Source organism: Rahnella sp. R3(2024) (genome assembly GCF_042920125.1).
Taxonomy (GTDB): domain Bacteria; phylum Pseudomonadota; class Gammaproteobacteria; order Enterobacterales; family Enterobacteriaceae; genus Rahnella; species Rahnella rivi.
This window is the reverse complement of sequence record NZ_JBHGBU010000001.1, coordinates 2,305,109-2,317,639: the sequence shown is the minus strand read 5'-3', so window position 1 is coordinate 2,317,639 and position 12,531 is coordinate 2,305,109. Positions and strand designations below refer to the sequence as shown.

Below are 12,531 nucleotides of genomic sequence, written 5' to 3'. Positions count from 1 at the left end.
CAGTGGTAGGATGGTCACAGAGACAGATAAACGGTAACAAAAATGTTAGACAAAATCATTCGAATTGCCACCCGCCAGAGCCCGCTGGCTCTGTGGCAGGCACAATATGTTCAAACTCAGTTAATGGCTTGTCATCCCGGTTTGCAGGTCGAACTGGTTCCTATGGTCACGAAAGGCGATATCATTTTAGATACTCCTCTGGCCAAAGTGGGCGGCAAAGGTTTGTTTGTGAAAGAACTTGAGCTGGCGATGCTCGATGGCCGCGCGGATATTGCCGTACATTCCATGAAAGATGTACCGGTAGAATTCCCTGAGGGCTTAGGTCTGGTGACCATTTGTGAACGTGAGGACCCGCGCGATGCGTTCGTCTCCAATCACTACGCCAGTCTGGCCGAATTACCGCACGGCAGCGTGGTCGGGACCTCAAGCCTGCGCCGCCAGTGTCAGTTGCGTCAGCAACGTCCCGATCTGCACATCCGCGATTTACGCGGCAACGTCGGTACGCGTTTATCCAAACTCGATAACGGCGATTATGATGCCATTATTCTGGCGGTCGCCGGGCTGAAACGCCTTGGTCTGGAGAGCCGTATCCGTGCTGCGCTGACGCCGGAAGAGTGTCTGCCTGCGGTTGGACAAGGTGCTGTCGGTATTGAATGCCGTCTCGACGATCATTTCACCCGCGAATTGCTTGCTCCTCTGGCGCACCGTGAAACGACCTTGCGCGTTCAGGCGGAACGCGCCATGAATATGCGCCTCGAAGGCGGATGTCAGGTGCCTATTGGCAGCTATGCCGAACTCGACGGCGACGAGCTGTGGTTGCGCGCACTGGTTGGCGCGCCGGACGGCAGTCAGATGGTGTGCGGCGAACGTCGCGGCCCGGCAGCCAATGCAGAAAGCATGGGCATTGATCTGGCGGATGAATTGCTGGCGAATGGCGCGCGTGAAATTCTGCAAGAGGTCTATCAGGGGAACGCACCAAAATGACCATTCTGGTAACCCGTCCTTCTCCGGCTGGAGAAACGCTGGTCAGTCGGCTGCGCGCTCTGGGTCGGGTCGCCTTCCATTCTCCGCTCATTGAATTTGCGCCGGGGAACCAACTCGCATCGCTGCCGAACCTGCTATCCTCATTAGATCAGCAGGATCTGGTGTTTGTGCTTTCACAACATGCCGTGAATTACGCCGATCGCGCATTACGACAGTCTGCTACCCGCTGGCCGGACACACTTTGTTATTACGCGATTGGCCGTACGACGGGCCTGCTGTTCCATCGTGCCAGCAGTCTGCCGGTTCTCTATCCTCAGGACAGCGAAACCAGCGAGACATTACTGAATCTTCCGTCATTGCAACGCATTCAGGGCAAGAAAGCGCTGATACTGCGCGGCAACGGCGGGCGCGAAAAGCTGGCGGAAACGCTGACTGAACGCGGTGTTGAAGTGTCGTACTGCGAGTGTTATCAACGCAGCCCGATTCACTACGATGCCAGTGAGCAAAGCGCCGTCTGGCAACGCGCCGGCGTAGATACGCTGGTGGTCACCAGCGGCGAAATGCTGCAACAGCTGTACCAGTTAGTTCCTGATTACTACCGACATTCATGGTTACTGCGCTGTAGCCTGGTGGTGGTCAGCGAACGTTTGGCAACCCTTGCCCGCCAGCTCGGCTGGCACGCTATTCGGGTTGCCGAGAATGCAGACAATGATGCGCTGATTCGCGCATTACAATTACCTGACTAAGGGATGTGCCAAAATGACGGAACAAAAAAATCCTTCCGTACCGGATGATGAGATTGTTATCGCCCCGGCGGTTGAGAGCCCCCAGCCAGATGCTTCCGTACGGGATCAGGAGCTGAAGACGTTGCGTAAAAAACAGCGTACCGCACCGGTATTAGGCGCTATCGCCATTGTGTTAGTGATCGCGCTTGGCGCCGGTCTTTACTATCACGGGCACCAGCAGGCGCTGGCCAAAGCCGCTTCTGATGAAGCACTTTCTGAACAACTCGACGCCCTGCAAAAAAGCCAGCAACAGGACAAACAGCAAATCGCTGCCTTGTTGGCTCAACAGGATAAAAACCAGCAAACCGCCGATCGTCAGCAGGCCTCATTTGGCCGTCAGTTGAATGAACTCCAGGACAAAGTCGCCAGCATTTCCGGCAGCGATGCCAAAACCTGGTTACTGGCTCAGGCCGATTATCTGGTGAAACTGGCGGGCCGCAAATTGTGGAGCGATCAGGATGTCACCACGGCCGCAGCGCTGCTGAAAAGCGCGGATGCCAGCCTGGCAGATATGAATGACCCAAGCCTGATCGACGTGCGCCGCGCACTGAATGAAGACGTGAGCAGCCTGTCTGCGGTAACGCAGATTGATTTCGACGGCATCATTTTGAAACTCAACCAGCTGTCTAATCAGGTGGATAACCTGCGTCTGGCCGACAATGATAATGACGATTCGCCGATGGACAGCGACAGCACCAGTCTTTCTGGTTCACTGACCGAATGGCGTCAGAACCTGACCAAAAGCTGGCACAACTTTATGGATGATTTCATCACCATCCGTCGTCGTGATTCCACCGCAGAACCCCTGCTGGCACCTAATCAGGACGTCTACCTGCGTGAGAATATCCGCTCAAGACTGCTGATTGCCGCACAGGCCGTACCGCGCCATCAGGATGAAGTGTACAAACAGTCGCTGGAGAGCGTATCGACCTGGGTACGGGCGTACTTTGATACCACAGATCCTTCGACCAAAGCCTTCCTCGAGGAACTGGATAATCTCAGCCAGCAATCCATTTCGATGGACGTGCCTGATCAGCTGAAAAGCCAGCCGATGCTGGAAAAACTGATGCAAACCCGCGTGCGTAACCTGCTTCAGCAGCCCGCCGCCGCAACGCAGGGGGAATAACGCATGTTACGAGTTTTCGTGTTATTCCTGATTGTGTTTGCCGGGATTATCGTCGGCCCCATGCTGGCCGGTCATCAGGGTTATGTGCTGATCCAGACCGATAACTACAACATTGAAACCAGCGTGACCGGCTTAGTAATTATGCTGATCGTTCTGGTTCTGGTGCTGTTCTTTATCGAATGGATCCTGCGGCGCGTTCTGCGCACCGGCGCACGCACACGCGGCTGGTTTGCCGGGCGTAAAAGTTCTAAAGCGCGTAAGCAAACCAAAGAAGCCATGCTCAAACTGGCAGAAGGCGATCACCGCAAAATGGAGAAATTGCTGGCGCGTAATGCCGACCATGCCGATCAGCCGGTGGTGAACTACCTGCTGGCAGCAGAAGCGGCGCAACAGCGTGGTGATACCATCCGCACCAATCAGTATCTGGAACGTGCTGCTGAAATCGCGGATACCGACCAGATGCCGGTGGACATCACCCGCGTACGCATCCAGCTGGCGCAGGGCGAAATCCACGCTGCACGCCATGGCGTGGATCGTTTGCTCGGCCAGTCGCCGCGCCATCCGGAAATCTTACGTCTGGCAGAACAGGCATTTCTGCGTACCGGCGCCTACGGGTCATTACTGGAGATTCTGCCTTCTATGGCGAAAGCGGATATTCATACCGATGACGAAATCCGCGTCCTGCAGGAGCAGGCTTATATCGGCATGATGAACCAGCTGATGGCGGAAGAAGGCAGCGATGGCCTGAAGCGCTGGTGGAAAGACCAGAACCGTAAAACCCGCCATGAAGTAGCCCTTCAGGTGGCAATGGCGACGCATCTGATTGAATGTAACGATCAGGATCTGGCGCAGGAAGTGATTCTCGACGGGCTGAAACGCCAGTATGACGAACGTCTGATCGCACTGATGCCGAAACTGCGTTCCGGCGATCCGGAGCAGCTGGAAAAAACATTACGGAATTTGATCAAGCAAAATGGCACATCGCCATTGCTGAGCAGCACGCTCGGTCAGTTGCTGATGAAGCACGGGGAATGGCAACAAGCGAGCGAGGCCTTCCGTGAAGCGCTGAAACAGCGTCCTGATGCGTATGATTACGCCTGGCTGGCAGATGCGTTGGATAAGCTTCATAAACCGGCTGAAGCGGCGGAGATGCGCCGTGCAGGGCTGATGTTAACCCTGAACAATTCGCAGCAACCGTAATAATCTTGCTGTCTGTTAAGGCTCCTTCGGGAGCCTTTTTTATGCCTGCGGTAAATTTCAGGCAAAAAAAACACTTGTCTGAAGGACAAGTGTCTAAAAACAATCAGGTCTAGGACAACAGATTTAGTGCCTCACTCAACGTTTTGCCTTCTGGGTGATAGCGTTTGCGCGTTATCGGTCAGGATGACAATAGGCACTGTAAATTGGCTCTGCATCATTCCCAGGTTTATGAAGCCGGAGCAAACATAATGGGTGGAATGAGCATCTACGGCGGGAATATTGCAGGACGCGTGCCAGAATGGCAAGCATCTGTTTATAATTTTTTATCGCACTGATAATTAAGAACTTTATTTTTATAAAGCATCGGCACTCTGTTTCTCCGAAGGCGGATACGTTCCGGCAATCCCCCATTCTGTCGCCAGTGAACGACGCAGGAATGTCAGCTTCGGTGAGTCTTTATTTATCAATAAGATAAGTGTCTCCAGAAAGAGACAGAGAAAAGTGCGTATGTCGCAGATAAACAACAAGACCAGGAAGAGACGTGAGAGCAGTTTTTAAAAGCAGAAAACAAAAAGCCCTGCATTTCTGCAGGGCTCTTTATTTGAATTGGTCGGCGAGAGAGGATTCGAACCTCCGACCCACTGGTCCCAAACCAGTTGCGCTACCAAGCTGCGCTACTCGCCGATGTCGTGCATCTTACTACTTCTTGACGCTAACTGCATCATTTAAATGCATTTTGTGTGTGTGGTGCGAAGGGAGGGACTCGAACCCTCACATCCAAAGGACACTAACACCTGAAGCTAGCGCGTCTACCAATTCCGCCACCATCGCATGTCACATTCACAAAATCATTTAAAAAATTTGGGGTGGCTAATGGGGCTCGAACCCACGACAACTGGAATCACAATCCAGGGCTCTACCAACTGAGCTATAGCCACCATTTCAAACTCTTCTACATCGTGGACTGCTTAACTTCAAACAAGACCACCGCAACTCTAGCGCAAACTTAATGGTGCGCCCGACAGGATTCGAACCTGAGACCTCTGCCTCCGGAGGGCAGCGCTCTATCCAGCTGAGCTACGGGCGCTTAGCGCCGTTGCGGGTGGGGATACTACGGTTTTAACGCATGGCTGTCTAGTGCTTTTTTTCAGAAATATTGCGTTTGATTACGCTTTGTCCAATACGCATTAAAAGTAAGCGCCCAACCTCCCCCACCCATGACTTAAGACGTTATTTTGCCTTTTCTGCCGTCAGCGCAGCACGCTTATGCATGCCGAGGCCGAAGTATATCAGTGACACTCCTGCGATGAAAATCCCGCCTACCAGCAAAGAAATTCGCGTATCCGGGTTAATTGCCATACCCACGAGCACACAGGCCAGGAAAATCAGCGTCAGATAATTGGTATAAGGGAAGAGAATGGATTTAAACGGGTGGTTCTTCAGTTTCTCTTTGTGCGCTTCACGAAAACGCAACTGACTAATCAGTACCACAAACCACGGCACCATTCCCGGCAGGACACTGGCGCTGTAAACGTAAACGAAGACTTTCTCCGGATTCGGGATCAGGTAATTCAGGCATGAACCGACCAGCAAACACAAAATCGTGATCGCGATACCGTAAACAGGGACGCCGCTTTTTGAGACGTTGCTCAGGAATGCGGGCAGTTGGCGATTCTTCGACAATGCATAGAGCATGCGCCCGCAGCTGTACATTCCGCTGTTACAGCCGGAGAGTGCCGCCGTCAGCACCACAAAGTTGATGATACCTGCCGCCGAGGCAATGCCGATCTTCGCGAACGTCAGGACGAACGGGCTGCCGTGCGTGCCCATTTCGTTCCACGGGAAGATGGTGATGATGACGAAAATGGCACCGACGTAGAAAATCAGGATCCGCCACAGGATGTTATTGATGGCGCGTTTAAGCGTCACCTGTGGATTTTTCGCTTCGCCGGCGGTAATTCCCACCAGTTCGACGCCCTGATAGGACGCCACGACGATACACAGCGCAAACAGGAAACCTTTCCAGCCTCCGGCGAAGAAACCGCCGTGCGCAGTCAGATTCGCAAAGCCCACCGGCTCGCCGTGATTACCGAAGCCGAAGAAGATCACCGCCAGACCGACCACAATCATCACAATGATGGTGGTGATTTTGATCAGCGCAAACCAGAACTCCATCTCACCGTAGAGTTTCACCGCGGCCAGGTTGGCCGCTGCGACAATCGCCACGGCCATCAGCGCCGGGATCCACTGCGGTAATTCCGGGAACCAGTATTGTGCATAAACGCCGATCGCGGTGATTTCAGAAATCCCCACCGCAATCCACATAAACCAGTAACTCCACGCCGTCAGATAGCCATAGTAAGGCCCGAGGTATTTATGTGCGTAGACCGCAAACGAACCGGCCACAGGCTCCAGATGCAGCATTTCGCCCATCGAACGCATGATAAAGAAGACAAAAATACCGGCCAGAATGTACGCCAGTAAAACAGAAGGCCCCGCCCATTTCAGGGTGCTCGCCGCGCCCATAAACAGCCCGACGCCGATGGTACCGCCCAGGGCTATCAGCTCAATGTGTCTGGCTTCCAGCCCCCGGTGTAGCCCACCCTTTTCTTCTTGATTCGCCATAATTCCTCAGTTTCTCAGTGTTTGTGTTTGCCTTCCGGAATGACCGGAATGTTATTTTTTTATTGTGATAATGCCCGCATGGGGCGGAAAAACGGCGTTATGGTTCCGCATTTCAGGATGAGTTGCAAACCACAATTGAGAAAGATACGCATCAGTAGACACGGCGGGATGTAAGAGAGGGTAAGCGAAGGTGAGAAATGAGAGGTAAAACGCCGCGCTGAAAATCAGTCGCGGCGCAAGTTTTACAGACGGCCTGTGTAGTAATAACGGACGAATTTGAGGAGTTTCAGTTGACGGCGCAGACGGCTGGGTTGGGAAATCAGGCGATACAGCCACTCGAGCCCCATCTTTTGCCAGATCTTAGGGGCACGCTTCACATGGCCGGTAAACACATCATAAGTGCCACCGATGCCCATATACAGCGCATCCGGATGAACCCGGCGGCAATCACGCATCAGGATTTCTTGTTTCGGCGAGCCCATTGCCACCGTCACAATGGCCGCCCCGCTGGCTTTAACTCTTTCGAATAACGCCTCGCGCTGGTCGGGAGTGAAATATCCGTTCTGGCTGCCCGCAATATTGACGTTCCACTGCGCACGCAGTTTGTCTTCGGTTTGTTGGAGAATGTCCGGTTTGCCGCCGATCAGAAACACCGGCGTACCTTCTGCGCCTGCACGCTGCATCAGGCCTTCCCACAAGTCTGCCCCGGCAATGCGCGACACACTGGCCTGCGGATATTTCTTGCGGATAGCGCGGACGATGCTGATACCGTCGGCGTATTTGTATTCGGCTTCACCTATCAGCGTGCTGAGCTCCGGATTACTTTCAATGGTCAGCACTTTTTCAGCATTTATCGCCACCAGCGCACCGGTTTTCACCTGACGACCGGCAAACAAATAATCAATGAAATGCGCCATATCGCGAAAGCCCCAGAGGCGAATCCCGCGAATGTCATAGTGTGGAATGGTATTATTTTCAGAGTTCATTAGCTTTCCCTACAGCGACCGTCGCGACACGGTGTTCCCGGCGCGGCATCTTGGCGCGGATAAGCCCTGCGGCGTCCAGCATCCAGTACAACATTTTGGCCGCGACCAGACAGGCCCCGAACACGACACAGAAAAAGACCACACGGGAAAAGAACGAGTCCACCCCTTCCCTGGCCAGCACGATAATATTGAAAACGGCACCGAAACAGAAACTTTGCAAAATGGCTGCTTTATATATGTTGGTGTCGGCTTTGCCTTTCTCATACAACCAGTCAAACCATTTGATGATCATCCCCACCGCGACAGCCCCCAGCGGAATAAACCACACGCCGCCCATGACGACCAGTGAACCAATCAGCGTCGGGGAGATCGCCAGGCCGGAATGGTTATCCAGCACTTCCCAGGTGAAATAGTTGGCGGAGTTGAGAACAATGCTCGGGCGGTCATGCCATAACCAGCTTGGGATAAACACGTAGAAATCTCGCACGATAGGCGCCAGCCCCTGGAAGCTGATTTTGTCGTAATTCTGCAACAGCAGCCCCAGGTTTTCCCACGGTGAGAACGTATCGCGCGTCAGGTACAGGAAAGTATAAAACGCCTCCGGCCCGCTGACGTTCAGACCGTAGCGCTTCAGCGCCAGCCAGAACATCCCGACAATTCCGAGCACGCCTGCCGCCGCCAGCATCCACAACGATATCCATCCACGGACAATGCCGATAAACAGAAACAGCGCGAAGGCGATGATGATATTGGCACGCGTGCCGCCCACGATCACATACGTGAGGAAACCAAAGGCAACGGTGCTGGCGAGGAAAAACAGCCAGCGGCGGACGTCGGGTTTCAGGAAAAACAGCACCAGCATGGCCGGAATGAAGAAATAGAAGAAGCGTTTGAGCGCCACGCCCGAGACGTCACTGGAGAAAATCTGGCTGTACGACTTCAGCTTAAACAGTAAAAAACCGTTATGCATAAAGAAGATCGACACCGTCACCACGGCAATCAGCGCCAGCAAAATCCAGGTCAGGTGAGTTTCCACCCGGTTCATGGTAAATATCGGGCGCGACGGGCCGTCGTGTTTCGCCTTCAGCCGCGTTTTATAACAGACATAGTAAATGCCGTAGAAGCAGGTCGCGGCCAGCATGGCTTGCAACAAGTTTTCCACCGGCACCACTTTGACGTCAAACTGGAAAACCAGCAGACAGGTCAGCGGAAATCCGAAGTAAAACGTCAGCAGATACAGCAGCGAAAACAGGACGTTGAAATTGAACCGCACCCGGCGAAATTCTTTGTAGGTCAGCGTCAGTATAAACATCAGCGAAAGCGCATAAACCACAGACAGGCCGCCTAACTGTGCCAGCGTCATGATGCTTCTCCCGCCGCCAGCAACAACGCCTGTTGCCAGCCCGTGACGTAGTTCGGATTGAAGAAAGCGATGTTCTGCCGGTCAGTATTGAGCAACTGCCTGCGTGCCTCTGCCACGGTTTTCGCATCCAGAGCATCGCCGTAGAAAAGCACCGGAAGATGCTGTTCCGCCAGATCCTGCCAGAACGGATTCTGGCGGCTGACCACAAAGGGGACGCCGAACTGAATCAGTAAACACTGCGTACCAATCGCCTGCTGACGATCGAAAATAAAATAGCCCAGCGAGCAGCGGCGCAGCACGTTGAGGTAATCCTCAAAGGCCATCGCATCCGTCAGCAGTTCCACCTGAGCAGGGGCAAACAGGGCCAGCGCTTCGGCCCGCACCTGTTCGATATAAGCCTGATTATTGGCCGGATAGCCCATCGGGATAATCACGCGGATATCTGCGCCGAACTGCTGATGCAGCGAACGCAGCGCTTCAATGTGACGATTACTGCGATCGCCGGAATTCCCGACCAGCACCGTCATCGGCCCCTCGGGCTCCGGGATGTCAGACGGCTGCGTCAGCGCAGGATCCATCCGGGTCGGGAAATAGAGCAACGACGACGGCACCCGCGGGTGACGTTGATGAAAATGAATCAGGTCACCGCGCGTACCGAAAACATGTCCAACACGGCCCTGCGCCAGACGGCGCAGAAGATAGAACAGACGGAATTTCAGGCTACCCGCAGATTCATACAAATCTGCGCCCCAGATATGCCAGCTGACCTGCTGCGATTTGATTTTGCCGGTCAGAATAGCCAGCCAGAGCGTCGGGTTAAATTGCCCGTGAAAGAAAAAATGGTGCATCCGTTCTTGCGCGCGGGTGATCACCGCGGCCGCCAGCGATTTTTTATCCGGATATACGCGGATATCCAGACGCGAGAATTCAGCAAACGCCGAGGCATCTTTCGCGGCCACCATAAAATGGCAGATCAGTTTTTCAGGCGCGCACTCAGCCAGTACGTCATTAAAGAAGCGCAGTACGGTGACATTATGGTGGGGAATGTCAGATCCCAAAACGTGAATCAGCGTTGTCATGCTCGTCTACGATAAAGAAGGAATACGGTGCAACACAGGGCGAAATAGACGATGTAAGTCGCCATATAGGCCTGAGCCGCGCCCAGAGAACCGTGAATCGGGATCAGCCAGTGTGAAAATCCGGTCAGTAATGCGAACTGGCTGATTTCAGTCAGCACGTAAAAACGCAACGACGCACGGGCGATCACCAGATAACCAAACACATACGAGCCGACTTTCAGCACATCACCGACCAGCTGCCAGGCAAACAAATCGCGCATGGCCATAAACTGTTTGGAGAACAGCAACCAGATGGCGAAATCGCGCAACAGCCAGACCGAAAAACTGACGGCGGCCACGGCTGGCAGCACGAATTTCAGCGACCTGACGATCTCCTGAGAAATCGCCTGTTTATCCTTGAGTCGCGACAGCGTCGGCAACAAATAAACGCTGAAAGAGGCGGTGATAAATTGCAGGTACGCATCAGAAATACTGCTGACACCCTGCCAGATCCCCACTTCTTTCCAGCTGTAATGCTCCGCGAGAAGATTTCGCATCATCACGTACGCCACCGGAATAGTGACAGAGGTGATCAGCGCCATCAGCGTAAATTTGCCCAGATGGCTGGCGATAAAGCGATCCCAGCCCGGCTTCAGATACCGCAGCGGAAAAGGTTTACGCCGCCACAGCATGCCGCCGGCAGGCAGAATCACCAGCGCAGGCACCAGCGCCAGCCCGGCCAGCGCGCCCTCATAGCCACCCAGTTTGAAACACAGTGCGAAGGCCAGTAACCCGATCAGGCTGCCGCCGATCACGGCCAGCGCGTTGCCTGCCGCATCGCGATAGCCTTTGAGGATCGCCTGAAAATAGTTGGCGTAGGCGATGCCCATCTGGATAAAAGCCACGGCGCGAACCACGGCCTGATAGCGATCGTGCCCGAACAGGCCAACGCTGACCGGCGCCGCGGCCAGCAGAAAAACCGCGGCCAGCAGCGTCGAAAACCCTAAAATCAGTGATGACGACGTGCCCAGCACGGCACTGAGGCGCTCAGGGTTTTCATGGTGTTCGGCGACGTATTTGGTGACGCCATTGAAAATTCCGGCGCCGGACAATACACCGAGCACCGTGACCATCTGACGGAAATTGCCTGCCTGACCGACGCCCTCAGGGCCGAATGCCACCGCCAGCAGTTTCACCACCAGCAGCCCGGCACCGATTTTGATGAGCGTGGAACCGGCGGTCCAGACCGATGCTTTTGCCAGCGACATATCAGGCGAAGTATTGCAGCAAGGCCGCAATCACCGTGCGCTGCGTGTCATCGCTCATGTTGTAGAACAACGGCAGGCGCACCAGACGTTCACTTTCCTGGGTGGTGAAGCGATCGGTGCCGTTAAAACGGCCAAAATCTTCCCCCGCCGGACAGGCGTGCAACGGAATGTAATGGAATACCGTCAGAATATCCGCGGCCTTCATGTGGCGGATAAAGGCATCGCGATCCTCAATATCTTTCAGACGCAGATAGAACATGTGGGCGTTTTGCACACAATCCTGCGGAATACCCGGCAACTGGACGCGGCCTGCATCAGCCAGATCCTGCAATGCCTCGTAATATTCATTCCAGACACAAAGGCGGCGCTGGTTAATCTTTTCGGCAGCGTCCAGATTTCCCCACAAATACGCCGCCTGCAAATCGGACATCAGATAACTGGAGCCGATATCGCGCCATGTGTATTTATCCACCTGTCCGCGGAAGAACTGGCTGCGGTTAGTGCCTTTTTCGCGGATGATTTCGGCACGGTCAATCAGCGCCGGATCGTTAATCAGCGTTGCACCGCCTTCCCCGCCTGCCGTGTAATTCTTGGTTTCGTGGAAACTGAAACAGCCAATATGGCCGATGGTGCCCAGCGCTTTGCCCTTGTAAGTCGACATGACGCCCTGCGCCGCATCCTCCACCACAAACAGACGGTGTTTTTCAGCCAGCGCCATAATCGTGTCCATTTCACAGGCCACGCCGGCGTAATGCACGGGCACAATCACTTTGGTTTTGTCGGTGATCGCCGCTTCAATCAGGGTTTCGTCGATGTTCATGGTATCGGGACGGATATCCACAAAGACGATTTTTGCGCCACGCAGCACAAACGCATTGGCGGTAGAAACGAAGGTGAAACTCGGCATGATGACTTCGTCGCCGGGCTGGATATCCAGCAGAAGCGCGGCCATTTCAAGCGAGGCGGTACAGGAAGGCGTCAGCAACACTTTCGGGCAATTGAAACGCTGCTCAAACCATTTCTGGCAACGCAGGGTAAACCCGCCATCGCCGCACAATTTGCCGCTGCTCATTGCCTCACGCATAAAATCAATTTCAGTACCGACGATCGGCGGTGCATTAAAAGGGATCATTGTT

At 54.1% G+C, this 12,531-nt stretch carries 10 protein-coding genes and 4 tRNA genes; 4 read left to right on the top strand and 10 right to left on the bottom strand.

Annotation, left to right across the window (positions count from 1 at the left end):
* Window positions 1–42 precede the first annotated feature (42 nt).
* From hemC to hemY, 4 genes are read left to right on the top strand one after another with little or no spacing between them, the layout of a single operon-like run.
* The gene (gene hemC, locus ABSH60_RS10525; protein WP_056772280.1) at window positions 43–984 is read left to right on the top strand and encodes a hydroxymethylbilane synthase; all 942 of its coding nucleotides are present in this window, start codon (window positions 43–45) and stop codon (window positions 982–984) included.
* Window positions 981–1,730, top strand: coding sequence for a uroporphyrinogen-III synthase (gene hemD, locus ABSH60_RS10520; RefSeq protein WP_056772283.1), 750 nt, complete (start codon window positions 981–983; stop codon window positions 1,728–1,730). The genes hemC and hemD overlap by 4 nt, the downstream gene beginning before the upstream one ends.
* A 13-nt stretch (window positions 1,731–1,743) precedes the next feature.
* Window positions 1,744–2,895 carry a uroporphyrinogen-III C-methyltransferase gene (gene hemX, locus ABSH60_RS10515; protein WP_390973851.1) on the top strand — a complete coding sequence of 384 codons (1,152 nt, stop codon included), beginning with the start codon at window positions 1,744–1,746 and terminating at the stop codon, window positions 2,893–2,895.
* Window positions 2,896–2,898: 3 nt separating this feature from the next.
* Complete coding sequence (hemY, locus tag ABSH60_RS10510; RefSeq protein ID WP_056772290.1) at window positions 2,899–4,095, top strand: protoheme IX biogenesis protein HemY; 1,197 nt, start codon at window positions 2,899–2,901, stop codon at window positions 4,093–4,095.
* A gap of 607 nt (window positions 4,096–4,702) precedes the next feature.
* Here the strand turns inward: hemY and ABSH60_RS10505 are convergent.
* The 10 genes from ABSH60_RS10505 to rffA all read right to left on the bottom strand — a co-directional run bounded on the left by ABSH60_RS10505 (window position 4,703) and on the right by rffA (window position 12,527).
* A tRNA-Pro gene (locus ABSH60_RS10505) sits at window positions 4,703–4,779 on the bottom strand.
* Window positions 4,780–4,840: 61 nt separating this feature from the next.
* A tRNA-Leu gene (locus ABSH60_RS10500) sits at window positions 4,841–4,926 on the bottom strand.
* 31 nt (window positions 4,927–4,957) lie between these two features.
* Window positions 4,958–5,033 (bottom strand) — tRNA-His (locus tag ABSH60_RS10495).
* Window positions 5,034–5,105: 72 nt separating this feature from the next.
* Window positions 5,106–5,182: transfer RNA gene (locus ABSH60_RS10490), tRNA-Arg, on the bottom strand.
* Between the two features lie 143 nt (window positions 5,183–5,325).
* Window positions 5,326–6,720 carry an amino acid permease gene (locus ABSH60_RS10485; RefSeq protein ID WP_056772293.1) on the bottom strand — a complete coding sequence of 465 codons (1,395 nt, stop codon included), beginning with the start codon at window positions 6,718–6,720 and terminating at the stop codon, window positions 5,326–5,328.
* 242 nt (window positions 6,721–6,962) lie between these two features.
* Window positions 6,963–7,706: a lipopolysaccharide N-acetylmannosaminouronosyltransferase gene (wecG, locus tag ABSH60_RS10480; RefSeq protein WP_390973848.1), complete on the bottom strand. Its 744-nt coding sequence runs from the start codon at window positions 7,704–7,706 to the stop codon at window positions 6,963–6,965.
* Window positions 7,696–9,069: an ECA oligosaccharide polymerase gene (gene wzyE, locus ABSH60_RS10475; protein ID WP_056772299.1), complete on the bottom strand. Its 1,374-nt coding sequence runs from the start codon at window positions 9,067–9,069 to the stop codon at window positions 7,696–7,698. Before wzyE ends, wecG begins: the two co-directional genes overlap by 11 nt.
* Window positions 9,066–10,148: a TDP-N-acetylfucosamine:lipid II N-acetylfucosaminyltransferase gene (locus tag ABSH60_RS10470; RefSeq protein WP_390973846.1), complete on the bottom strand. Its 1,083-nt coding sequence runs from the start codon at window positions 10,146–10,148 to the stop codon at window positions 9,066–9,068. The genes wzyE and ABSH60_RS10470 overlap by 4 nt, the downstream gene beginning before the upstream one ends.
* Window positions 10,145–11,395: a lipid III flippase WzxE gene (gene wzxE / locus ABSH60_RS10465; RefSeq protein WP_122096509.1), complete on the bottom strand. Its 1,251-nt coding sequence runs from the start codon at window positions 11,393–11,395 to the stop codon at window positions 10,145–10,147. Before wzxE ends, ABSH60_RS10470 begins: the two co-directional genes overlap by 4 nt.
* A gap of 1 nt (window position 11,396) precedes the next feature.
* Entirely contained in the window at window positions 11,397–12,527 is a 1,131-nt protein-coding gene (gene rffA / locus ABSH60_RS10460; RefSeq protein ID WP_056772309.1) for a dTDP-4-amino-4,6-dideoxygalactose transaminase, read from the bottom strand.
* Between the last annotated feature and the right edge of the window lie 4 nt (window positions 12,528–12,531).